Origin of the sequence: Micrococcus sp. R8502A1, assembly GCF_006704135.1 — a bacterium.
In the GTDB taxonomy this organism is placed as follows: Bacteria; Actinomycetota; Actinomycetes; order Actinomycetales; family Micrococcaceae; genus Micrococcus; species Micrococcus luteus.
Genome location: NZ_VIGS01000023.1, coordinates 13,006 through 34,898, shown reverse-complemented (window position 1 = coordinate 34,898; position 21,893 = coordinate 13,006). Strand labels below are relative to the sequence as shown.

Annotated in this window: 23 protein-coding genes and 2 pseudogenes; 12 read left to right on the top strand and 13 right to left on the bottom strand. The window is 74.0% G+C overall.

Annotation, left to right across the window (positions count from 1 at the left end; all coding sequences use genetic code 11):
• Positions 1 to 496, bottom strand: a pseudogene (locus FLM69_RS06195) (hypothetical protein); the annotation flags it as partial.
• Between the two features lie 201 nt (positions 497 to 697).
• Here FLM69_RS06195 and FLM69_RS06190 point away from each other — a divergent pair.
• The 3 genes from FLM69_RS06190 (at position 698) to FLM69_RS06180 (ending at position 3,853) form a co-directional block, all read left to right on the top strand.
• Positions 698 to 1,576 carry a siderophore-interacting protein gene (locus FLM69_RS06190; RefSeq protein ID WP_020621428.1) on the top strand — a complete coding sequence of 293 codons (879 nt, stop codon included), beginning with the start codon at positions 698 to 700 and terminating at the stop codon, positions 1,574 to 1,576.
• A gap of 138 nt (positions 1,577 to 1,714) precedes the next feature.
• Positions 1,715 to 2,512 carry a hypothetical protein gene (locus FLM69_RS06185; protein ID WP_020621429.1) on the top strand — a complete coding sequence of 266 codons (798 nt, stop codon included), beginning with the start codon at positions 1,715 to 1,717 and terminating at the stop codon, positions 2,510 to 2,512.
• 51 nt (positions 2,513 to 2,563) lie between these two features.
• The gene (locus tag FLM69_RS06180) at positions 2,564 to 3,853 is read left to right on the top strand and encodes a M20 family metallopeptidase (RefSeq protein ID WP_041104455.1); all 1,290 of its coding nucleotides are present in this window, start codon (positions 2,564 to 2,566) and stop codon (positions 3,851 to 3,853) included.
• On the opposite strand, the gene acs is transcribed toward FLM69_RS06180, so the two are convergent.
• On the bottom strand, positions 3,802 to 6,006 hold the full coding sequence (acs, locus tag FLM69_RS06175) for an acetate--CoA ligase (protein WP_049147897.1): 2,205 nt from the start codon (positions 6,004 to 6,006) through the stop codon (positions 3,802 to 3,804). The two genes, FLM69_RS06180 and acs, sit on opposite strands and share 52 nt — an antisense overlap.
• 211 nt (positions 6,007 to 6,217) lie before the next feature.
• Between acs and FLM69_RS06170 the strand changes: the two genes are divergently transcribed.
• Entirely contained in the window at positions 6,218 to 7,474 is a 1,257-nt protein-coding gene (locus FLM69_RS06170) for an acyl-CoA dehydrogenase (protein WP_141843497.1), read from the top strand.
• 31 nt (positions 7,475 to 7,505) lie between these two features.
• On the opposite strand, the gene FLM69_RS06165 is transcribed toward FLM69_RS06170, so the two are convergent.
• Genes FLM69_RS06165 through FLM69_RS06155 form a run of 3 tightly spaced genes read right to left on the bottom strand, consistent with a single transcriptional unit; the run spans position 7,506 to position 10,233 of the window.
• Entirely contained in the window at positions 7,506 to 8,372 is an 867-nt protein-coding gene (locus tag FLM69_RS06165; protein WP_141843495.1) for an ABC transporter permease, read from the bottom strand.
• Positions 8,369 to 9,388 (bottom strand): aliphatic sulfonate ABC transporter substrate-binding protein, encoded by a 1,020-nt coding sequence (locus FLM69_RS06160; RefSeq protein WP_141843493.1) that lies wholly within the window; start codon positions 9,386 to 9,388, stop codon positions 8,369 to 8,371. Before FLM69_RS06160 ends, FLM69_RS06165 begins: the two co-directional genes overlap by 4 nt.
• Positions 9,385 to 10,233 carry an ABC transporter ATP-binding protein gene (locus FLM69_RS06155; RefSeq protein ID WP_141843491.1) on the bottom strand — a complete coding sequence of 283 codons (849 nt, stop codon included), beginning with the start codon at positions 10,231 to 10,233 and terminating at the stop codon, positions 9,385 to 9,387. The genes FLM69_RS06160 and FLM69_RS06155 overlap by 4 nt, the downstream gene beginning before the upstream one ends.
• Positions 10,234 to 10,682: 449 nt before the next feature.
• Between FLM69_RS06155 and FLM69_RS06150 the strand changes: the two genes are divergently transcribed.
• Genes FLM69_RS06150 through FLM69_RS06140 form a run of 3 tightly spaced genes read left to right on the top strand, consistent with a single transcriptional unit; the run spans position 10,683 to position 13,616 of the window.
• Positions 10,683 to 12,104: an LLM class flavin-dependent oxidoreductase gene (locus tag FLM69_RS06150; RefSeq protein ID WP_141843489.1), complete on the top strand. Its 1,422-nt coding sequence runs from the start codon at positions 10,683 to 10,685 to the stop codon at positions 12,102 to 12,104.
• Positions 12,105 to 12,162: 58 nt separating this feature from the next.
• The gene (locus tag FLM69_RS06145; protein ID WP_255502741.1) at positions 12,163 to 12,873 is read left to right on the top strand and encodes a Tat (twin-arginine translocation) pathway signal sequence; all 711 of its coding nucleotides are present in this window, start codon (positions 12,163 to 12,165) and stop codon (positions 12,871 to 12,873) included.
• Entirely contained in the window at positions 12,870 to 13,616 is a 747-nt protein-coding gene (locus FLM69_RS06140) for a hypothetical protein (protein ID WP_141843485.1), read from the top strand. Before FLM69_RS06145 ends, FLM69_RS06140 begins: the two co-directional genes overlap by 4 nt.
• A gap of 63 nt (positions 13,617 to 13,679) precedes the next feature.
• Here FLM69_RS06140 and FLM69_RS06135 read toward each other — a convergent pair whose 3' ends face one another.
• Both FLM69_RS06135 and FLM69_RS06130 read right to left on the bottom strand, forming a co-directional pair.
• Complete coding sequence (locus FLM69_RS06135; protein ID WP_044658681.1) at positions 13,680 to 14,060, bottom strand: YtxH domain-containing protein; 381 nt, start codon at positions 14,058 to 14,060, stop codon at positions 13,680 to 13,682.
• A 106-nt stretch (positions 14,061 to 14,166) separates the two neighbouring features.
• Entirely contained in the window at positions 14,167 to 14,367 is a 201-nt protein-coding gene (locus FLM69_RS06130; RefSeq protein ID WP_036384100.1) for a hypothetical protein, read from the bottom strand.
• Between the two features lie 221 nt (positions 14,368 to 14,588).
• Here FLM69_RS06130 and FLM69_RS06125 point away from each other — a divergent pair, with 221 nt between their 5' ends.
• The 3 genes and pseudogenes from FLM69_RS06125 (at position 14,589) to FLM69_RS06115 (ending at position 16,585) form a co-directional block, all read left to right on the top strand.
• Positions 14,589 to 15,407, top strand: coding sequence for a DUF4397 domain-containing protein (locus tag FLM69_RS06125; RefSeq protein WP_049148008.1), 819 nt, complete (start codon positions 14,589 to 14,591; stop codon positions 15,405 to 15,407).
• A gap of 34 nt (positions 15,408 to 15,441) precedes the next feature.
• Positions 15,442 to 16,026 (top strand): annotated as a pseudogene (locus FLM69_RS11715) (class F sortase); the annotation flags it as partial.
• The gene (locus tag FLM69_RS06115; RefSeq protein ID WP_141843481.1) at positions 15,953 to 16,585 is read left to right on the top strand and encodes an anti-sigma factor domain-containing protein; all 633 of its coding nucleotides are present in this window, start codon (positions 15,953 to 15,955) and stop codon (positions 16,583 to 16,585) included. The pseudogene FLM69_RS11715 and the gene FLM69_RS06115, both read left to right, overlap by 74 nt.
• Before the next feature lie 91 nt (positions 16,586 to 16,676).
• Here the strand turns inward: FLM69_RS06115 and purL are convergent, their stop codons facing one another.
• The 3 genes from purL to purS are packed head-to-tail and all read right to left on the bottom strand — an operon-like array spanning position 16,677 to position 20,037.
• Positions 16,677 to 18,983 (bottom strand): phosphoribosylformylglycinamidine synthase subunit PurL, encoded by a 2,307-nt coding sequence (gene purL, locus FLM69_RS06110; RefSeq protein ID WP_135019433.1) that lies wholly within the window; start codon positions 18,981 to 18,983, stop codon positions 16,677 to 16,679.
• On the bottom strand, positions 18,980 to 19,774 hold the full coding sequence (purQ, locus tag FLM69_RS06105; RefSeq protein WP_044658683.1) for a phosphoribosylformylglycinamidine synthase subunit PurQ: 795 nt from the start codon (positions 19,772 to 19,774) through the stop codon (positions 18,980 to 18,982). The genes purL and purQ overlap by 4 nt, the downstream gene beginning before the upstream one ends.
• Positions 19,771 to 20,037 (bottom strand): phosphoribosylformylglycinamidine synthase subunit PurS, encoded by a 267-nt coding sequence (gene purS / locus FLM69_RS06100; protein WP_002856633.1) that lies wholly within the window; start codon positions 20,035 to 20,037, stop codon positions 19,771 to 19,773. Before purS ends, purQ begins: the two co-directional genes overlap by 4 nt.
• A gap of 176 nt (positions 20,038 to 20,213) precedes the next feature.
• On the opposite strand from purS, the gene FLM69_RS11375 reads away from it, so the two are divergent.
• Complete coding sequence (locus FLM69_RS11375; RefSeq protein WP_155643109.1) at positions 20,214 to 20,378, top strand: hypothetical protein; 165 nt, start codon at positions 20,214 to 20,216, stop codon at positions 20,376 to 20,378.
• The gene (locus FLM69_RS06095; protein ID WP_044658684.1) at positions 20,375 to 20,821 is read left to right on the top strand and encodes a YchJ family protein; all 447 of its coding nucleotides are present in this window, start codon (positions 20,375 to 20,377) and stop codon (positions 20,819 to 20,821) included. Before FLM69_RS11375 ends, FLM69_RS06095 begins: the two co-directional genes overlap by 4 nt.
• A 33-nt stretch (positions 20,822 to 20,854) precedes the next feature.
• On the opposite strand, the gene FLM69_RS11370 is transcribed toward FLM69_RS06095, so the two are convergent.
• From FLM69_RS11370 to FLM69_RS06085, 3 genes are all read right to left on the bottom strand, one after another.
• The gene (locus FLM69_RS11370) at positions 20,855 to 21,010 is read right to left on the bottom strand and encodes a hypothetical protein (RefSeq protein ID WP_010079551.1); all 156 of its coding nucleotides are present in this window, start codon (positions 21,008 to 21,010) and stop codon (positions 20,855 to 20,857) included.
• A gap of 86 nt (positions 21,011 to 21,096) precedes the next feature.
• Positions 21,097 to 21,300, bottom strand: a complete 204-nt coding sequence (locus tag FLM69_RS06090; RefSeq protein ID WP_002856639.1) for a helix-turn-helix transcriptional regulator — start codon at positions 21,298 to 21,300, stop codon at positions 21,097 to 21,099.
• Between the two features lie 3 nt (positions 21,301 to 21,303).
• Positions 21,304 to 21,867 (bottom strand): hypothetical protein, encoded by a 564-nt coding sequence (locus FLM69_RS06085; protein WP_141843479.1) that lies wholly within the window; start codon positions 21,865 to 21,867, stop codon positions 21,304 to 21,306.
• Positions 21,868 to 21,893: the final 26 nt, after the last annotated feature.

The following is a 21,893-nucleotide window of genomic DNA, read 5'->3' as shown; positions in this document are numbered from 1 at the left end:
TTTTTTTTTGCACACCGTCTCCCCCCCCGCGCATGCCACCTCTCAGCTTTCGTCGGCGGCATGCGATCTGTATAAGAGCCGGCCCCCCGCCGGCGCTGATCCCCTCCCGGCCGAGCACCCCGATCCCGGCGAGCGCGAGGGCCGCCCACGCCACCGACCGCCACGACGGCCGCGCCGCCACGGACAGCGCCAGCGGCCCGAGCACCTCGAACGTCACGGCCACGCCCTGCGGGATTCGCGCGAACGCCTCGTAGATGGCCAGGTTCATGCCGGTCATGGCCGCGCCCAGCCCGACGACGGCGGCCCACCCCCGGGGGCCCAGGCCGGCGAGGGCGGCGCGGCTCGGCCGGGTGACGAGCAGCAGCACGGCCGCGGAGAACACCACGCGCAGGGCGACCATGGCGGACGCGCCGACGTCGTCGAACAGCAGGCCCGCCACGGACGCGCCGAGCTGCTGGCTCAGCAGCGAGAGCAGGACGAGCAGGACGAGACGCACGGGCCCAGCCTAGGGGCGCGCCGCGTCACCCCGGCCCCGGCCGGAGCGGGACCGCTGCTGCCGGAGGAGCACCGGGGGGCCCGGTTCCGCTGACCCCGAGGCCGCGGAAAACATCACGCTGACGTGCGCTAATCCGCCTCGTCATGGGAGAGTGGGGGACGCGCGCCCGCGCAGACCCCGCCCCGACCCCAGGAGGCCCGCATGGCCCGGCCCCAGACCGTCCTCACCGTGGTGGCCGCCCGCCGGCTCACCCCGCACCTCGTGCGCCTGACCCTCGGCGGTGAGCAGTTCGACGCCGTCCATGCCCGCTGGGCGGAGAAGGGCGCCACGGACCAGTACGTGAAGCTGCTCTTCGCCGACCCCGCGCTCGGCCTCGAGCCCCCGTACGACCTGGACGCCCTCCGCGAGCGCCTCGCCCCGGAGCAGCTGCCGGTCCGCCGCACCTACACGGTGCGCCACATGGACGCGGCCGCCCGCACCATGGATGTCGACTTCGTGGTCCACGGTGCGTCCGACGGCGGCGCCGCCCCCGGGCACGACGGTGGCCTGGCCGGGGCGTGGGCGGCGTCCGAGCCGGTGGGGCAGCAGGTCGCGTTCCTGGGTCCCGGCGGCGCCTACCGGCCCGACCCCACCGCCGACTGGCACCTGCTCGCCGGCGACGAGGCCGCGCTGCCGGCGATCGCCGCCGCCCTCGAGGACCTCGCCGCCACGGACGCCGCGGCGGCCGGCGTCGCGCTGATCGAGGTGACCGACGCCGGGGACGAGGTGCCCCTGACCGCGCCGGCCGGCGTCGAGGTGCGCTGGCTGCACCGCGGCGGTCCCTTCACCCCGGAGACGACGAGGTTCGCCGCCGCCGTCGAGGGCGCGGCGTGGCGGGACGGACGGGTGCACGCGTTCGTGCACGGCGAGCGGGAGCAGGTCAAGCGCGTCCGGGCGTACCTCACGGACGTGCGCGGCGTGGACCGGCGACAGCTGTCGGTGAGCGCGTACTGGGCCTACGGCCGTGCCGAGGATGTGTTCCAGGCGGAGAAGCAGACCCCGGTGGGGCAGATCTTCGAGGACGGCGCCACCGGCGGCTGACCCGCACAGGTTCGGCACAGCAGCAGCTTCGCCGCCCCTCAGGGCCTGACGGGCCAGGGGTGACGTGAGACGGTCGAGGGGTCATCGTCCGGCGGTGCCCGGCCGCCGGCACGTCCGCACCTCTGTGAAGGAGTCCCCATGAAGACGCCCGCACGCCTCGCCGTCGGCATGCTCGCCGCCTCCGGTCTGCTGCTCACCGGCTGCGCCTCCGACCCGACGCTGGACGAGAGCTGGCCCGAGATCCGCCAGAAGGTCGTGGACGCCGAGAGCCTGCGCCTGAGGGTGGAGGGCACCGCCGCCGACAAGGAGGAGGAGAAGGACGACGCGTCGGCCTCGGCGGCGCCCTCCGCCTCCCTGGGCACGGACGCCAGCCAGTCCCTGAACGTGGACCTCGCCGGCGCCACCGACGACTCCCACCTCAAGGGCACCATGAACATGGACATGGGGGCGGCCACCATGGACATCGAGGTCCTGCGCCGGGACGCCGACGTGTTCTTCAAGCTCAAGGCCGACGGTGACGACCTGCCCCAGGAGATGGGCATGTTCTCCACCCTCGTGGGCGACCGCTGGATCAAGACGAGCGCCGATCAGGCCGCGCAGATGGACATCTCACTCCAGGAGATCATGTCCGACCTCGAGGAGGACATGCCCGCCGCGGACGCCTTCGACGGCAAGGACCTGAAGGCCGAGGAGGTGGAGCTCGAGGGCAGGACGTACCTCAAGTACGCGCTGCCCGAGGAGCACCACGAGTTCGGCCGGACGATGCTGATCGACCCGGAGAGCACGACCCTCTACCGTCTCGAGGACGTGAACTCGGAGGACGAGGACGTGGACGCGAACGCCACCTTCACCGAGTGGAACGCGGTCGAGGCGCCCGAGGCCCCCGCCAAGGAGGACGTCTTCGACCTGGCCGAGCTGCAGGAGCTGGCCGGCTGACCCGCTGCGCGATCCGGGTGGGCTGGCGGGCCGCCACGGCATGATGTCCTGATGGACCGCACCGCCCCCACCCCGCCCGCGAACGCCCTCGCCCCGGACCTGCCGGAGGACATCGCACGGGAGGCGATCGCCTTCCGCCGGCGCCTCCACGGGCATCCGGAGCTGGACCTGCACCTGCCCCGCACCCAGGCCGCCGTCCTCGAGCGGCTCGAGGCCCTGCGCGCCGAGGCGGGGGAGGATGCCGCCACCGGCCGCCCCGCGCTGGAGACGAGCGTGGGCCGGGCGCTGAGCTCCGTCGTCGTGGTGCTGCGCGGCGGGGCCCCGCTGCCGGAGGGGGCCCGGCGGCCGGTCGTGCTGCTGCGGGGGGACATGGACGCCCTGCCCGTCACGGAGGAGACCGGGCTGGAGTACGCCCCCTCCGTGCCGGGCACCATGCACGCCTGCGGCCACGACCTGCACACCGCCGGCCTCCACGGCGCGCTGGCGTGGCTGGTGCGCCGTCGCGGGGAGCTCACCGCCGACGTGGTGGCCATGTTCCAGCCCGGGGAGGAGACCGGCGGCGGCGCCCTGCACATGATCCAGGAGGGGCTGCTGGAGGCGGCCGGGCGACCGGTGGACGCCGCCTACGCGATCCATGTCTCCTCGGGCACGTACCCGCGCGGCGTCCTGCTCAGCCGCCCGGGGGCGATCCAGGCCGGCTGCGACGACCTGGTGGTGACGGTGCACGGTCGAGGCGGGCACGGCTCGGTGCCGCACCTGGCCCAGGATCCGGTGCCCGTGGCCGCCGAGATGGTGCTGGCGCTGCAGTCCGTGGTCACCCGGCAGTTCGACGCCTTCGACCCGGTGGTCGCGACCGTCGGGCACCTGAGCGCGGGCACGGCGGCCAACATCATCCCGGACAGCGCCACCCTCGCCCTCACCCTGCGGACCTTCTCCGCGGACGCCCGCGCCCGGCTGCTCTCGGCCGTGGAGCGCCTGGTGCATGGGATCGCCGCGGCGCACGGCATGAGCGCGCAGGTCCGGACGGACTGCGCGTTCCCGGTGACGGCCAACGACGCGGACGCGGTGGCCTTCGTCCGCGGGGTCGTGGAGGACCTCTACGGGGCCGACGCCTACCGGGAGCTGCCCGAGCCCGAGCCCGGCAGCGAGGACTTCTCCGAGGTCCTCCAGCGGGTGCCCGGCGCCTACGTCCTGCTCGGGGCGGTCCCGGAGGGCGTGGACCCGGACGAGGCCCCGGTCAACCACTCCCCGCAGGCCGTGTTCGACGACGCCGTGGTGCCGCGGGCCGCTCAGGTGCTGGCCGAGCTGGCGCTGCGGACGGCGCCGGTGCCGGCGTCCTGAGCGCGACGGCCGGCCCGGAGCACCTCGGCGATCTGCCCGACGCACGGCTCGTTCTGCAGGCTCGTGGTGTCCCCGAGCGCGGTGCCCTGGTGCAGCTGCGTCAGCAGCCGCCGCATGATCTTGCCCGAACGGGTCTTGGGCACGTCGGGGACGAAGACCACCTCGGCGGGCTTGGCCACCGGCCCGATCACCCGCCCCACGTGCCGCCGCAGCTCCTCGGCGCGGTCGGCGGCGGAGGCGCCGGGGCCGTCATCGCCGGCCAGCCAGCTCTCGTGCGCCACCACGAAGGCGACGGCGGCGTGCCCGGTGGTCTCGTGCGGCACGGGGCACACCCCCGCCTCGATCACCTCCGGGTGCGCCACGAGGGCGGACTCGATCTCGATGGTGCTCAGCCGGTGCCCGGAGATGTTGATGACGTCGTCCACGCGCCCGAGGATCCAGACGTCGCCGTCCTCGTCCCGCTTGGCGCCGTCGCCGGCGAGGAACCAGCCCGCCTCGCCCTGGTCCGCGTAGTCCTCCCAGTACGAGTGGAAGTAGCGGGCCGGGTTCCGCCACACGGTCCGCGCCATCGCCGGCGAAGTGCGGGTGACCACGATCCGGCCCTGCAGGCCCTCGGGCGTGGGGGCGCCGTCGTCGTCGACCACGGCCACGTCCACCCCCGGTAGGGGCCGGGAGCCGCAGCCCGGCTTGAAGGCCGTGTCCGTGGGGCGGGGGGAGAGCACGGTGGCGCCCGTCTCGGACTGCCACCACGTGTCCACCATCGGCAGGTCCGGGGTGTCCCGGCCGATCTGGGTGCGGGCCCACGTCCAGGCCTCCGGGTTCACGGACTCGCCCACGGTCCCGATCAGACGGATCGAGGACAGGTCCGGACCGCCGTCCGCGTGCGCCGGGATCCCGTCCGGATGCCAGCCCTTGAGCGAGCGGATCAGGGTGGGCGCCGTGTAGTAGCTCGTCACCCGGTAGCGCTCGATCACCTCGAAGTGCCGGCCCGGGTGCGGGGCGTTCGGCACGCCCTCGTAGATCACCTGCGTGACCCCGTTCGAGAGCGGACCGTAGATCTCGTAGGTGTGCGCGGTGACCCAGGCCAGGTCCGCGGTGCACCAGTGGACGTCGTCGTCGCGCCGTGCCGGGTCCGGGTGGGAGAACAGGAAGTCGTGTGTCCACGAGGCCGCGGCGAGGTACCCGCCGGAGGTGTGCACGAGCCCCTTGGGCTGTCCCGTGGTGCCGGAGGTGTACATGATGAACAGCGGGTGCTCCGCGTCGAAGGCGCGCGGGGTGTGGGTGTCCGGCTGGCGGTCCACGACGTCGTGCCACCACAGGTCCCGCCCCTCGGTCCACGGGATGTCCCGGTGGCCCGTGCGGTCCAGGACGAGGACGTGCTCGATCGCGTTGTCCCCCGACACGGCCTCGTCCGCGTTGGCCTTCACGGGGACGGCGGTGCCGCGGCGGAACTGGCCGTCGGTGGTGACGAGCAGCTTGGCGCCCGTGTCCTCCACGCGGAACCGCAGCGCCTCCGCCGAGAACCCGCCGAACACGAGCGAGTGCACGGCGCCGATCCGCGCGCACGCCAGCGTGATGACGATCGTCTCCACGAGCACGGGCAGGTACACGACGACGCGGTCGCCCGCCCCGATGCCCAGCTCCTCGAGGGCGTTCGCGGCCTGGGCGACCTCGCGCTGCAGCTGCGCGTAGGTGACGGCGCGGCGGTCGCCGGGCTCGCCCTCGAAGTACAGGGCGACCTTCTCCCCGCGCCCCGCCGCCACGTGCCGGTCCACGCAGTTCACGGCCACGTTCAGGGTGCCGTCCTCGTACCAGCGGATGTCCGGGCCGCGCTCGGCGGCCGGGTCCGGGGCGGTGAGGGAGCGCGTCCGGGTGAAGGGTCGCTCCCAGCTCAGACGTCGGCCGGCCGCCTCCCAGAACGCGAGCCGGTCCGCCTCGGCCACCGGACGGCCGTCGCCGCGCCCGCCGTGCAGCCGGTCCGCCGGGCGGCCGGGGCGGACGTCCGGGTCGGCGGCGTCGACGAGTGCCTGCGGGAGGGGGCCGGGCAGCGTCGCGAGGGCCGCGGCGGGCACGCCGTCGTTCGGTCCGCGGACGGTTCCGGAGGCGCCCTCCTCGGCCGGGTCGGGGCGGGCGGGGTCCTCGGTGGGCGTCATGGGCGGCGGTTCCTCCTGGTCGGCGGGTCCGACCAGGGTAGGGACGCCGACGACGACGCCGCGCCCGCCGTCGTCACCGGCGGTCATGCTCGGCCCGCCGGATCCCCGCGCGCGCCCGGCGCGGGCCAGGGCGACGGCGGCCGGTGTGGATCCCGTCCCACGGCCGGGTCGCCCCGGCCGCCGGCCCGCCCGCGCGTGTCAGAGTAGGGCCATGACCACCTACGCCACCCTCGCCGCCCGGTACGCCGACGCCTTCGACTCAGTCGCCCACGGCGAGCGGGCCCGCGAGGCGGGCCGGCACCTGCCGTTCGCCGCCCTCGGGGAGCTGCAGGCCGCCGGGTTCGGCAAGGTCGGCGTCCCCGTGGACGCGGGCGGCGAGGGCGGCGGCAGCGAGACCGTGCTGCGCCTGCTCATGGACCTGGCCGCCCGGGACGTGAACACCGCGCACGTCTGGCGCTCCCACCTCGTGTTCATCGCCACGGCCATGGACCAGGCGCCCGCCCGCCGGGAGCGGTGGCTGCGGCACATCGTCGACGGGGACTGGGCCGGCTCCGCCCTGGCCGAACGCGCCGGCGGGGCCGCGCCGGGCCGTGCCGCCACCCTGGCCAGCCGGGACGAGGGCGGCACCTGGGTCGTGCGGGGGCAGAAGTACTACGCGACCGGCTCGGCGTTCGCCACGTGGACCGCCGCGACCGTGGGCATCGAGGGGGCGGACCTCGTCTCGCGCCGGAACTCGAAGCGGGCCGGGGGCGCGGTCCGCGAGCCGGACCGAGCCGTCGCCGTCGTGCGCGTGCGTCAGCCGCGCGTGGGCATCAAGGACGACTGGGACGGGTTCGGCCAGCGCCTGACCGCCACCGGGTCCGTGGTGCTCGACGACGCCGCGGCCGAGGAGCTGCTCGAGGTGCCGCGGCAGGACGGGCCGGTGCCCGTGCTCATGGAGGCGACCCTGCTGGCGCTGCAGGCCGGGATCGGCCGGGCGGCGCTCACGGAGGGCACGCAGCTGCTGCGGCAGCGGCGCCGCACCTTCAACACCGGCACGGCCGCGCTGCCCAAGGACGATCCGCAGCTCCTCGAGATCATGGGGCAGCTGGCCGGGCGGCAGGCCGCGGCCGAGCTGATGGTGCGCGAGGTCGGGCGTCTGCTCGACGAGGGGCAGGACGGCGCCGACGGGGCCGACCCGGTGGAGGCCGACGTCGTGGCGGCGTCCGCCGAGGCGATGGCGGCCGCGTACCGGGCCCAGGCCGTGGTGCCGGAGGCCGTCCTCGAGGTGTGCACCCGCATCTTCGACACGCTCGGCGCGTCGGCGACGTCGGCCGCGCTGCGCCTCGACCGGCACTGGCGCAACGCCCGCACCCTCGCCACCCACGACCCGGCGGCGTTCAAGGTGCGCATGGCCGGCGACTGGCTCGTGAACGGCACCCCGCCGACCGCCTACACGTCGGCCGGCGAGGTGCCCGAGGGGGACTGACCCGGCGACCGGGCGGCCGGAGGCGCCGGGCTCAGGCCCAGCGGCGCAGGGCACGGCGCTCCAGCAGGCCGAGCAGCCAGTCGGTGAGCTTGCCGAGCACGGCGAGCAGGATGATCGCCAGGATCAGGCGGTCCGTGCGTCCGTTGTTCTGCGAGTCGGTGAGCAGGAAGCCCAGGCCCATCGAGGAGGCGATCAGCTCCGCGGCCACCAGGAACAGCCAGGCCTGGGCCAGGGCCAGCCGCAGGCCGGAGAACACGGCCGGCACCACGGCGGGCAGCTGCACCGTCCGCAGCAGGGACAGCCCGTGGTAGCCGAAGGCCCGACCGGCCTCCACCAGGTGCGGGTCCACGTGGCGCAGGGCGGCGTAGACGGTGGTGAACACCGGGAAGAACGCGCCGATCGCGATGAGGGTGACCTTGGACTCCTCGCCGATCTGCATCCAGAGGATCAGCAGCGGCACCCAGGCCAGCGAGGGCACCGCGCGCAGCGCCCCGATCAGCGGGGCGAACAGCGCGTCCGCCCACCGGGACAGCCCGAGCGCGGACCCCACGGCCAGCCCGAGTGCGGCGCCGAGCAGGAAGCCCAACAGCACGCGCTGGGTGGAGATCCCCACGTGCAGCCACAGGTCGCCCCGCTCCAGCAGGTTGACGCCGGCGCTCAGCACCGCGCCGGGGGAGGGCAGCTGCACCGCGGAGAGCAGCCCGGCGGCCGTCACCGCCCACCACAGCACCAGGAGGACGGCGGGCGCGGCCAGCCCCACCGCCGCCCGCGCGCCGGGCCGGTCCAGCACCCGGGGCCGCTGCCGTCGGCGCGCCCCTGTGTCGCCGTCGTCGTGACCCGACCGCTCGCGCGCCTCGGGGCCCGTCGTCGCGGCGGGGGTGGTCAGGGCGGTGCTCATCGGATGGCCTCCTCGGCGAAACGGATGTCCAGGATGCTCGCCAGGGCGGCGTCCACCTGGTGCTGGTAGTCGACGGACCCGGTGTCGACCAGGATCCGTCCGACCCCCGTCAGGGCGTCGAGCAGCTCCTGGCCCGGCACGGGGCTGACGTCCGCGTTGGTGCGTTCGAGGATCACGGTGCGGGCGACGTCGGGAGAGATCTTCGCGGCCTCGGCCAGGATCCCGACGGTCTCGTCCGGGTGCTCGAGCGCCCAGGCGCGGGCGCGTTCGTACGTGTCCAGGACGGTCTGGGCGGTCTCCGGGTCCTCCTCGAGGAAGGACTCCGTGGCGTTGAGGACGGAGAACGTGTTCAGGGCGAGGTCCCGGTACAGGAAGCGGGCGCCCTCGGCCTCGGCCTTGGCCATGATCGGGTCGAGCCCGGACCACGCGGCCACCGATCCGCCGGCGAGGGCGGCGCGGCCGTCGGCGTGCTGCAGGTTCTGGATCTCGACGTCGGCCGGGTCCACCCCGGCGGCCTCGAGCGCCTGCACGGCGAAGAAGTACGGGTCCGTCCCGCGCGTGGCGGCCACCGTGCGGCCCGCGAGCTGGGCGACGTCCGTGATGTCCGAGCCGGGCGGGACCATGAGCGCGGACCACTCCGGTCGCGAGGCGACGCCCACGATGCGCGTGGGGGCTCCGTTGGCCCGGTTCAGCAGCGCGGCCGAGCCGGCCGTCGACCCGATGTCCACGGAGTTCGAGCGCAGGAGTTCGTTGGCCTTGTTGGAGCCGGCGGAGAACACCCAGTTCACCCGGACGCCGCGGGGCGCGAGCGTCTCCTCCAGCCATCTCTGGTGGCGGATCACGAGGGAGAGCGGGTTGTAGGTGGCGTAGTCGATGCTCAGCGTGTCCGGACCGTTCACCGGCCCGGCCGTCGCCTCACCCTGCAGGACGCATCCGCTCAGGCCCAGGGGCAGGGACGCGGCCAGCAGGCCGAGCGCCGTGCGGCGGGTCAGGCGGGCGGAGCCGGCGCCGCTCATCGGGCGTGGCTCTCGACGCCGAGGCCCTCGAGGAGCTCGGAGCGCAACTGGGCCAGGCGGGCGTCCGCGCGGTCGCGGGGACGGGCCCCCGGCACGTCCACGATCCGCCTCACGGTCGCTCCGGGGCGGGCCGCGCCGTCGGGCGCGGGGACGTCACGGGCGAGCAGCAGCACGCGGTCGGCGAGCTGCAGGGCCTCCTCCACGTCATGGGTGATGAGCAGGACGGTGGTGCCGGTGGCGGCGTGCACGTCCAGCAGCAGGTCCTGCATCTTCAGGCGGGTCAGGGCGTCGAGGGCGCCGAAGGGCTCGTCGAGCAGCAGCACGCCGGGGCGGCGGGCCAGGGCGCGGGCGAGCGAGGCCCGCTGGGCCATGCCGCCGGAGACCTCCCGGGGGCGGTGCTCCGCGAAGGGCGCGAGGCCCACGAGCTCGAGCAGCTCCTGCACGCGGGCCCGGCCCGCGGCGCGGTCCAGCCCCCGGGGCAGGCCGAGTTCCACGTTGCGGCGCAGGGTGCGCCAGGGCAGCAGGCGCGGCTCCTGGAAGCCGACGGCGGTGCGCTCGTCGTAGGGGCGCACGGGCGAGCCGTCGATCAGCAGCTCTCCGTCGAAGTCCGGGTCCAGGCCGGCCACGGCGCGCAGCAGCGTGGACTTGCCGCAGCCGGAGGCGCCGATCACGGCGAGCACCTCGCCGGGCGCCACGGTCAGGTCCACGTCGCGCAGGACGACGCGTGGTCCGTCCGCGGTGGGGAACGTGCGCCCGACGCCGCGGAAGACGACGTCGAGGCTGTGGCGGTCCTCGTCCCGGACCGGGGTGGAGGCGGTGGCACGGGAAGGCGCGTGCACGCTCATGGAGGGCTCCCATCGTCGCTTCGTCGTCGGTGTCGGACGGATACGGATGCCAGTAGACCACCGCGGGCCCGGTCGGCCGCGCGGTCGCCCGGCCGCCGGCGCCGGAGGGTCACACGGGCGTCACACCGGGGGCGCCGCCGGGCCCGGGCTGGGCCAGCGCCGAGCCAGACGTTTCGGTCGTCTCCGCAGGGTGGAGGCAGCAGATTCCTCTGGCTCAGCGCTGGGGCGCCGTTGAGTCGCCGCAGGGCCGCCGCCCGCGGACGTGTCCTCCGTCACGGTCGGGGCATGTCACGAACCGGGCGCCGGACGCGTGGCCGGGCCCGGCGGGGCCGTCATGAACCCCTGGGCCGGACCGGCTTCCACCGCCGGCCGCGTCAGCGTTGCATGGTGCGGAACCGTCGCCCGCCCGGCCGCGCCCCTGCGACCGGGCGGCCCTGGAAAGGAGACCCATGAGCACCGTCGAGAACGCCGGGGCCGGAGCACCCACCCGCCCGGATGAGCACCGCGAGATCCTCTTCAACGCATTCGACATGAACTGCGTCGCCCACCAGTCCCCGGGGCTCTGGCGTCACCCCGACGACCACGCCCGCGACTACAACACCCTGGGCTACTGGACGCACCTGGCGCAGACGCTGGAGAAGGGCCTGTTCGACGGCCTGTTCATCGCCGACGTCCTCGGCCCGTACTCCGTGTACGGCGGCACCTCCGAGGCCGCCATCAAGACCGGCGCGCAGACCCCCGTGAACGACCCGTTCCTGCTCGTCTCCGCGATGGCCGCGGTCACCGAGCACCTCGGCTTCGGCGTCACCGCCGGCACCGCCTACGAGCACCCCTACCCGTTCGCCCGCCGCCTCGCCACGCTCGACCACCTCACGGGCGGCCGCGTGGGCTGGAACGTGGTCACCGGCTACCTGCCCTCCGCCGCCCAGAACATGGGCCAGGACGACCAGATGGAGCACGACGAGCGCTACGAGCACGCCGACGAGTACCTCGACGTCGTCTACAAGCTCCTCGAGGGCTCGTGGGAGGACGACGCCGTCGTCTACGACAAGGAGTCCGGCGTGTTCGCGGACCCGGCCAAGGTCCACGACATCGCCCACGAGGGCCGGTACTTCACCGTGCCCGGCCACGCCGTCACCGAGCCGTCCGTGCAGCGCACCCCCGTGATCTACCAGGCCGGCGCCTCGACGCGCGGCCGCGCCTTCGCCGGCAAGCACGCCGAGGCCGTGTTCATCAACTCCCCCACGAAGGAGCTGGCGGCCGCCACCGTGAAGAAGATCCGCCAGGCCCTGGTGGACGCCGGCCGTGACCCGTACGACGTGAAGATCTTCGCGATGCAGACGATCGTCACCGGGGCCACCGACGAGGACGCGCGGGCCAAGTACGACGACCTGGCGCAGTACGTGGACCCGCTGGGCGGCCTCGTGCTCATGTCCGGCTGGATGGGCATCGACCTGTCCCAGTACGACCTGGACGAGCCGATCGGGGACGTGAAGTCGAACGCCATCCAGTCCGCCGTGGAGACCTTCCAGAAGGCCTCCGGCACGGATGAGGAGTGGACCGTGCGCAAGCTCGCCGAATGGGTGGGCATCGGCGGCTTCGGCCCCGTGATCGTGGGCGGCGGCGAGTCCGCGGCCCGTCAGCTCGTCGAGTGGGCCGACGAGACCGACGTGGACGGCTTCAACCTCGCCTACCACATCACCCCGGGCGCCTTCGAGGACGTCGTGGAGTTCGTGGTGCCGGCGCTGCAGAAGCTCGGCCGCTACAAGACCGCGTACACGGACGGCACGCTGCGCCACAAGCTCTTCGGCCGCGGCGACCACCTGCCGCAGAACCACCACGGCGCATCCTTCGCCCTGCGCCGCCGGTAGGGTGACGCCAATGGCCGCGGCGCCCTGCCTCGGCCGGCAGCAGCCCCAGGAGGAGAACATGCAGCGCAGACGTGCCGTCCGCGCGGCCGGGCTCGGCGTCGTGGGCGCCCTGGCCTTGGCCGGGTGCGCATCCGAGCCGCAGTCGGCGGGGGAGGCCTGGCATCAGGCCCGCACCCAGTTGGACGAGGCCGAGACCGTCCGACTCGAGACCGCCTACACCACCGGCCGTCAGGGCCCGCAGTCGGTCCGCTGGGACATCGCCGGCCGGCTCGACGGCGGCGACGCCGAGTCGAAGGGCGTCATGCAGGTCGGCCGGGACTCACACATCACCATGGAGTCCCGCCAGGTCGGCGAGGATGTGTTCGTCCGGGTCGACGTGGACGGCTCCGACGTCCCGGACGACGTCCAGGTGATGTACTCCGACCCGCAGTGGCGCCGTGTCCCGGCCGGTGAGGGGCAGGAGCCGCCCCTGAAGTCCCTCCTCGACCAGGTGGGCTTCCCCGCGGCGGACGCCCTCGACGGCGCCCAGGTGCGCGCCGAGGAGGTCGACTGGGACGGCGGCACGGCCTACCGCTATGCCGTGCCCGAGGAGGTCGCCGACGCGGCGATGGCCGAGGGCGACGCCACCCGGGTGCACTCCTTCACGGTGGACGACGACGGCGAGCTGGTCGCGCTCACCGTCGACGACGGCCGGGCCACCCAGCAGTACGCCCTGAGCGACTGGAACCAGATCGAGCCGGCCGAGGCGCCGGAGGAGGTGGCCGAGTGAGGCAGCGCCAGACCCAGACCCGCCGCACCCGACGCGGCCTGTCCCTCGCCGCCCTCGGGGCGGCCGCCCTGCTGCTGACCGGCTGCGCCTCGGGCGACGACGCCCCCGGCGCCTGGGACCGTGCCCGCACCCAGCTCGAGGAGGCCGACTCCGTCCGCATGGTCACCGAGCTGCGGTCCGAGGCCCCGAGCAACGGGCGCGCGGTCCCGGACTCGGTGGACATCTCCGGTCCCGTGGACGGCTCGTCCATGCGGTACGTGTCCGTGTACCAGGACGACGGCCTGATCACCCGAGACGAGTCCCGGATCGTGGACGGCACCGCGTACTCCCGGTTCACGGTGGAGCGCGCCGGCACGAGCGGTGAGGACCGCCCCGCCTATGTGGAGCGCTGGACCGCCACCCCGTACGAGAGCGATCCCAGCGCCACCGGCATGGGCGCGATGGTGAGCTCGCTGCTGGGCTCCCTGCCGGAGTCGGGCGGCCTGGACGACGTCGAGGCGGACGCGGACGGCATCCGCCGCAGCGGTCAGGATGCGATCCGCTACGTGCTGGACGAGCCCGTCTCGGGCCCGCAGGAGGGCGTGGCGCTGACCGCGTTCACGGTGTCCAAGGAGGACGGCCGCCTGCTCACCGTGGAGACCGAGTCCGCCGGCACGAAGGCGGTGGTGACCCTCTCCGAGATGGGCGGGGTGGATCCGGTGCAGGCCCCGCCGGCCGACGAGGTCCTGAAGCAGGACGGCTGACCCGGCCCACGGCGACGGCGGCCCGCCTCCCCTCGGGGAGGCGGGCCGCCGTGTCTGCGCGGGTCAGCGCGTCAGCGGACCCTCGTCACCCAGCGGGGTGGACGGGTCCGAGATGGTGTCCGGCTCGGCACCGTGGCGGGCCGCCGAGGTGATGTTGTCGTTGTTGGACTCGGTCACGCGATCTTCGCGGACGTCGTTCTTCTTGTCGTTGCCCTGCATGGCATCCTCCACCTTCGTCGTGGCCTTCTGCACCGGATCGGACTTCTTCACCTCAGCGAACTTCTGCTGGGCGGTCTCCTGGACCTGGCCGACCTTCTCCTGGGTCTTGGGGTCGTTCCAGAGCTTCTGGGCGTTCTGGGTCATCTTCTCGAGGTTCTTGCGGCCCTCGGCGGAGCCGAGCAGGTAGCCGAGTGCGGCGCCGAGGCCCAGGGTGATGAGGCGCATGGGTGGTCTCCTTCATGTGTCGGGACCGCGCCGACCCTCTTGGACGGGCCGGGCGGCGCGCTGGCGCGCTGTCCTGGGATCACTCTGGTCATCGGAGCCCGCCGCGTCAACGACTGAGGCGCACGGCCACGACGATGGCGAGCACCACTCCCGTGCCCGCGACGACGGCCGAGCCCGAGAGCACGGCGTCTCCCGCGTGCGTCGGGACGGGGTCGTTCTCGCCGGTGAGGAGGGCCTCTTCCCGGTCGAGCCCCTCGACGGCGCCCAGGCCGCGGGGCGGGGAGGCTCGCGGGAGGGGTGTGTACACGATGAATCCACGGGGCGGGCCTGGGAGGCACATCCGCCCCAGGGGCGGACCTTCTTCAATTCTGACGAGCCCCCGAAACACGACGAGCCCCACTGCGCAGGGCTCGTGATCGGAGGGGGAGGAAAATCCTCTGCAACGGATCGGTCGCGGCGTCGGTAGTCCTGGTGTGAGCGCATTCGGCGCCTCGCCCCGCAGGACCCTCGACGAACAGGAACGACACCATGCGCAAGTCCCTCCCGGCCGCCGTCACCACCGCCCTCGGCATCGCCGTCCTCGCCCCCCTGTCCGCCGCCGCCATGGACGCCCCGTCCGGCGCCGAGCTCTCCGTGCTGCACGCCGTGCCCGCGACCCCCGTGGACGTCTACGTCAACGGTGCCCTCACCCTGGACGACTTCGAGCCCGGCGACCTCGCCGGTCCCCTGGAGCTCGCCGCCGGCGACTACGAGGTCGCCATCACCGCCGCGGACGCCATGGATGACTCCGCCCCGATCCTCGGTCCCGTCACCCTCACCCTCGCCGACGGCGGCGACTACACCGCCGCCGCCCACCTCGACGCCGCCGGCACGCCCACGGTGACCGCGTTCGAGAACGACACGAGCGCCGTCGCCGCCGGCGAGGGCCGCCTCACCGTGCGTCACATCGCCGCCGCCCCGGCCGTGGACGTCTGGGCCGGCGAGGACGTCGTCGTGCCCGGCCTGGAGAACCCGGACGAGGCCTCCCTCGAGGTGCCCGCCGGCACCGTCTCCGCCGCCGTGTCCGTGGCCGGCACCACCGACCCCGTGATCGGCCCCGCCGACGTCGAGGTCAAGGACGGCGTCACCACGATCGCCTACGCCTGGGGCTCCGCCGCCGACGGCACCCTCGCGCTGGCCACCCAGGAGGTCGCCGCCGACCACAGCGCGCCGGGCTCCGTCCCCGCGGGCATCGACGTCGCCCCCGCCCAGGACTCCACCGGGATGCTGGCCGCCGTCGGCGCCGGTGCGGCCGCCCTGGTCGCCGGCGCCGTCCTCATGGCCCGCCGCCGGGCGGCCCGTGCGTGATGAGTCCTGCGGGCGGGGTCCCTCCCGCCCGGAGATGGGGACCGTCGGCCGTGTGCCGGCGGTCCTCGCCCTCGCCGCCGTCGTCCTCACCGGCTGCGCGCCGTCGGCGGCGGTCTCCTCCCTCCCGTCCGAGCAGGGGCGAGGCTCCGTCGTCGCGATGACGCCGGGTCCCGCGGAGGGAACGGGAACTCCACCGGCCGCAACCCCCTCCGCGGCTCCGGTCGTCCCCGGGCGGACGCCGTCGTCGGGGATCGCCGTCCGGCGCGCCACCCAGAGCCCATCGGACGACGCCAGGATCCCCGTGCGCGTGGACTATCCGGCCATCGGGGCCACGCTGAGCGTGGTCTCGGTCGGGGTCACGGAGGACGGGGCAATGGAGTTGCCCGACGACAGCTCCGTCGGCGGCTGGTACCGCCACGGCTCGGCCCCCGGGGATCCTGAGGGGACGGCGGTGATCGCCTCCCATTCGGGTTCACCGCGCAATCCCGTGGGGGCCCTCTACGGGCTGCGGCAGGCCGCGGTCGGCGACGAGGTCACCGTCACGGATGCGGCGGGGACCGCCCGGCGCTATCGGGTGGCCTCCACCCAGAGTCTGGGGAAGGGTGAGCTGGACCTGTCCCCGTACTTCCGCCGGGACGGCGCCGCCGAGCTCGTCCTCATCACCTGCGGCGGCCGCCGGGCTCGTCATCGGCGGCGGGGCCGTGGGTGTCGCCCTGGGCGGCGGCCCCTGGCAGGGCGGGGTCCCGGAGGCCGGGAAGCCCGCGACGACGTCGCCCGCGCCGCCGACGCGCGGGACGGACGCTCCCGGCCAGGGGGGTGAGCCGGGCGGCGGCGACGACCTCATCGGCACCGCCGTCATGGCGTCCGTGACCACCGACGGATCGCCGGCCCGCGCGGAGATGACGCGTGCCGCCGACGGGGAGATGCACCTGGCCGTGCATGTGCCCCAGGTGCCCGCCCCCGAGGACGGCTACCTGGAGGTCTGGATCCGCGACGAGGCCGCCAGCCGCATGATCTCGCTGGGCACGGTGACCCGCCAGGACACGACACTGACCGTCCCGGAGGGCGTCGACCTGGCGTCCTACCCCGTGCTGGACGTCTCGCATGAGCACTTCGACGGCGACCCGTCCCACTCGACGCTCTCCCTGTGGGTCGGTGAGATGCACCGGACCACCTGACGAGCCCTGAAATACGACGAGCCCTGCGCAGTGGGGCCTATCGGTACTGGATAGGCACCACTGCGCAGGGCTCGTCGCTTCTGTCCCAGGCTCAGCCGAAGTGCTTCGGCAGGGTGGCCTCCCAGGCCTCGCGCAGCTCCGCGATCGGCAGGGTGAAGGCGTCCTGGACCTCGAGGGCCGCGGAGTCGGCGTCCACCACGCCGATGCGCACGGCCGCGTAGCCGCGGGCCGTGGTCATGTCCGTGAACCGGACCTCCTCGGTGCGGGGCACGGCCACGACGGCGCGCGCCTGCGTCTCGGAGAACAGTGCGGTGAACAGGTCCACGCCGTCGCGGCGCAGCACCTCGTCCAGCACCACGCGGGCGCCCACGCCGAAGCGCAGCACCATCTCGGACAGGGTGGCCGCGAGGCCGCCGCCGGAGAGGTCGTGGGCGGCGTCGATCATGCCGTCCCGGGACATGTTGACCAGCAGCTCGCCGAGCAGGCGCTCCTTCTTCAGGTCGACCTTCGGGGGCAGGCCGCCGAGGTGGCCGCGCAGGCGCGCGAACTCGGAGCCGTCCAGCTCGTCCGCGGTCTCGCCGAGCAGGTAGATCGCCTGGCCGTCGGCGTCCGGGGCGAAGCCAGACGGGGTGCGGCGCAGGACGTCGTCGAGCTGGCCGAGCACCGCCACCGTGGGGGTGGGGTGGATCGGGGTGCTGCCCGTCTGGTTGTACAGGGACACGTTGCCGCCGGTCACCGGGATGCCGAGGGTCTGGCAGCCGTCCGCCAGGCCGCGCACGGCCTCCGCGAACTGCCACATCACGTCCGGGTCCTCGGGGGAGCCGAAGTTCAGGCAGTCGGAGACGGCCAGGGGCACGGCCCCGGCGGTGGTGACGTTGCGGTACGCCTCGGCCAGGGAGGCCTGCGCGCCCGTGTACGGGTCCAGGTAGGTGAACCGGTCGTTGCAGTCCGTGGCCAGGGCCACGCCCATGCCGGTCTCCTCGTCCACGCGCACCACGCCCGCGTCGTCCGGGGCAGCCAGGGCGGTGTTGCCGCGGACGTAGCGGTCGTACTGACGGGTGATCCAGGAGGTGTCCGCCAGGTTCGGGGAGCTCATCAGCTCCACGACGGCGGCGCGCAGCTCCTCGCCCGTGGCGGGCAGGTGCTGACCGGCCTCGGAGGAGCGGAACGTGTCCGCCTGGAGCTCGTCCTGCCAGGCCGGACGCGCGTACGGGCGCTCGTAGACCGGGCCGTCGTGGGCCACGGTGCGCGGGTCCACGTCGACGATGACCTCGCCGTCCCAGGTGATGATCAGGCGGCCGTCACCGGTGACCTCGCCCAGCCACGAGTACTCGACGTCCCACGTGGCCATGACGGCCTCGAACGCGGCGACGTTCTCCGGCGTCACCACGGCCATCATGCGCTCCTGCGACTCGGACATGAGGATCTCGCCCGGGGTCAGCGTGGAGTCGCGCAGCAGCACGTCCGTCAGCTCCACGCGCATGCCGCCCTCGCCGTTGGAGGCGAGCTCGGAGGTGGCGCAGGAGATGCCGGCGGCGCCGAGGTCCTGGATGCCCTCGACGAGGGAGTCGCGGAACAGCTCGAGACAGCACTCGATGAGCACCTTCTCGGAGAAGGGGTCGCCGACCTGCACCGAGGGGCGCTTGGCGGGCTTGCCGTCGCCGTCGAAGGACTCTGAGGCCAGCACGGAGGCGCCGCCGATGCCGTCACCGCCGGTGCGGGCACCGAACAGGACCACCTTGTTGCCCACGCCGGAGGCGTTGGCCAGGCGCAGGTCCTCGTGCTTGAGCACGCCCACGGCGAGGGCGTTGACGAGCGGGTTGCCCTGGTAGATCGGGTCGAAGCGGGTCTCGCCGCCGATGTTCGGCAGGCCCAGGGAGTTGCCGTAGCCGCCGATGCCGGCCACCACGCCGTGGAACACGCGGGCGGTGTCCGGGTGGTCGATCGCGCCGAAGCGCAGCGGGTCCATCACGGCCACCGGGCGGGCGCCCATGGAGATGATGTCGCGCACGATGCCGCCGATGCCCGTGGCCGCACCCTGATAGGGCTCCACGTAGGAGGGCGAGTTGTGGGACTCGACCTTGAACGTCACGGCCCAGCCGTCACCGAGGTCGGTCACGCCGGCGTTCTCGCCGATGCCCACCATCATGTGCTGCTTCATCTCGTCGGTGAGCTTCTCGCCGAACTGGCGCAGGTGCACCTTCGAGGACTTGTACGAGCAGTGCTCGGACCACATGACCGAGTACATGGCCAGCTCGGCGGCGGTGGGACGGCGGCCGAGGATCTTCTTGATCTCGGCGTACTCGTTCTCCTTCAGGCCCAGCTCGGCCCAGGGCTGCTCGACGTCCGGCGTCGCCTGGGCGTCCGCGACCGTCTCGATGTTGAACTGCTGGCTCATGCATGGCCTCCACGGCTGGCGAGGGTGGTCAGGACGGAGGTGAAGAAGCCGAGGCCGTCCACGCCGGAGCGGGGGCCGGCGGCGGTGTCCGGGCCGAAGCCCGTCTCCACGGCGTGCTCCGGGTGCGGCATCAGGCCGACGACGTTGCCGGCCGGGTTCGCGATGCCCGCGATGTCCCGACGCGAGCCGTTCGGGTTCCAGCCCTGATAGCGGAACACCACGCGGCCCTCGGCCTCGAGGGCGTCGAGGGTCTTCTCGTCCGCCACGTACTGGCCGTCCTGGTTCTTCAGGGGCACGGTGATGGTCTGGCCCTGCTCGAAGTCGCGGGTCCACACGGTGTCCGTGCTCTCCACGACCAGCTCCTGGTCGCGGCAGATGAAGTGCAGGTGGTCGTTCTTGATCATCGAGCCCGGCAGCAGGTGCGACTCGGTGAGGATCTGGAAGCCGTTGCAGATGCCGAGCACCGGCAGGCCGTCCGCGTCGCCCTCGGGGCCGCCGGCCGCCGTCGCCACCGCGTCCATCATGGGGGCGAAGCGCGCGATCGCGCCGGCGCGCAGGTAGTCGCCGTAGGAGAAGCCGCCCGGGATCACGACGGCGTCCACGCCGGCGAGCGTCCGCTGCGGGTCCGCGTCGGCGTGCCACAGGGAGACGGGCTCGGCGCCGGCGAGGCGGACGGCGCGCAGCGCGTCCACGTCGTCCAGGGTGCCGGGGAAGGTGATGACGCCGATGCGCGCGCCGCTGAGCGGCGTCGTCGGCGTCGAGTAGTCGCCGATGAGGGGGAGCTCGGTCATCGGGCGCCCTCGGCCTCGTCCAGGACGGCCACGTTCACGACGTCCTCGATGACGGGGTTGGACAGCATCTCCTCGGCGGCCGTGCGCGCCTGGGCGAGGATCTCGTCGGTGACCTCGCCCTCCACGGTGAGCTCGAAGCGCTTGCCCTGGCGGACCTGGCTGAACTCGGTGAAGCCGAGGCGGGGCAGGGCCCCGTTGATCGCCTTGCCCTGCGGATCGAGGATCTCGGGCTTGGGCATGACGTCGACGACGATGATGGGCATGAACACGCTCCTGGGTGCGGGACGATGCCGCGGAGCAGGACGGTGTAGATGCCGTCTCACGCCCGGCCCGGGGCGCTCCGCGTGCTTGCCCGGCCAGTCTACTCGGCCGCCCGGACGCGGAATCGGGGGTGTGATGGGGGCGGCACGCGGCAGCCGGCCCGGCGTAGCCTGGCGGCATGAGACCTCAGCAGACCCGTGTGTCCCCGCTCGGCCGACGTCGGCCGATCAGCCCGCTCGGCCCCGCGCTGCTCGCCGCGGCGGCCGGCGTCGTGCTGACGGGAGTGCGCCGCATCACGGCCCGGTCCGCCCGGCGTCGCGCGACCGGACGCCCGCGCCGGTGACCCGTCCCGAGCCCTGCCCCTGCGGGTCCGGAGCCGGGCTCGCGGCGTGCTGCGGTCGCCTGCAGGCGCGTTTCGCCCGGGACGGCGCCCTGACCGCGCCCACCGCCGAGGCGCTCATGCGCTCCCGGTACACGGCGTTCGCGCGGCTGGGCGAGGCCGGGCCGGCAGAGGTCCGGGCGATGGCCGACTACCTCGCCGCGACCTGGGCCCCCGAGCATCGACCCACCGCGGCCGAGCTGCTGCCGGCCGCGGGGGAACCGGCGCCGCGGTTCACCCGCCTGGCGGTGCTGGACGTGCGGGACGGCGGGCCGTTCCAGGACGCCGGGACCGTGGAGTTCGTGGCCGTCGGCACGGGGGCCGAGGGGCGGTTCCGACTCCATGAGGTCAGCCGGTTCCGCCGTGAGGACGGGATCTGGCGCTACGTTAACGGCGACGTGCGCTGAGGCCGGGGCGGCGCGTCGGCCGGCGGTGACGCGTCAGAAGGCGGAGAAGATCCCGGCGCCCACGCTGAGGACCAGACCCAGGATGGCGATCCACGCCACCAGGGTGACGATCGGGCGGGGGCGACGCGGGGCGTCGTCGTGCCAGTCCACGCCCTCCAGCTCCGGAGGGGTGCGCAGCTCTCGATCCATGGCCCCAGCCTCTCACGCCCCACGCCGCCCCGGGCTCAACGCGGGTTGACTTGTCACGGGTGCTGGGCGCCCGGACCCGCGACAACTCAACCCGCGTTGCCGTCCGGGGTGAACAGGTCCTCGATCCGCCGCCCGAACACGGCCGCGAGGCGGAAGGCGAGGGGGAGCGAGGGGTCGTAGCGGCCCTTCTCGAGGGAGATGACGGTCTGCCGGGAGACGCCGAGCTCGTCGGCGAGCCGCTGCTGCGACCAGCCGAGGCGGGCACGCTCGTCGGGGATGGTGTTCTCCACGGCTCAGCCCCGGCGCTTCTGGAGCGCGTAGCGGACGGCCACCGAGGCGCCCGCGAAGAGGAGCAGCCCGGCGCCCACGAGCGGCAGGTCGGCCTGCCATCCGGTCATGGCAATGACGAACGTGCCCAGGCCCAGCACCACGAGCAGGTCGCCGAACGCGGCGGACTGCGCCTTCTCGAGCCACCGGCCCTCGATGGTCTCCTCGGTGTCTCGGATGGCCCCGCGGACGGTGGTGCGGTCCACGAGGAACAGCCAGGCGAGGGTGATGCCGACCGGGAGCGCCGACGCCGCCATGACCGTCCCCATGACCGCCGGGAAGCGGGGATCGGCGTCGCCCTGGCTCGAGGCCAGAGCGAAGGCCACAGTCCCGATCAGCAGGGCGACGACGACGCCGGCCACGAGGCTGACGACGATCAGTCGCCCGGATCCGCCGCCCAGACGGGAGGAGCGGCCCCAGCGGGAGCGGGTGTCCCGGCGCGGGTCGGTGGTGGCGGTGCCGGCGTGCTCCGCCGCGGCGCCCTGCCTGTCCGCTGCGGCGGCGGTGTGGCGGGAGTGGTTCGCGGTCATGGGGCCCTCCTGTGGTCGATGCCCTG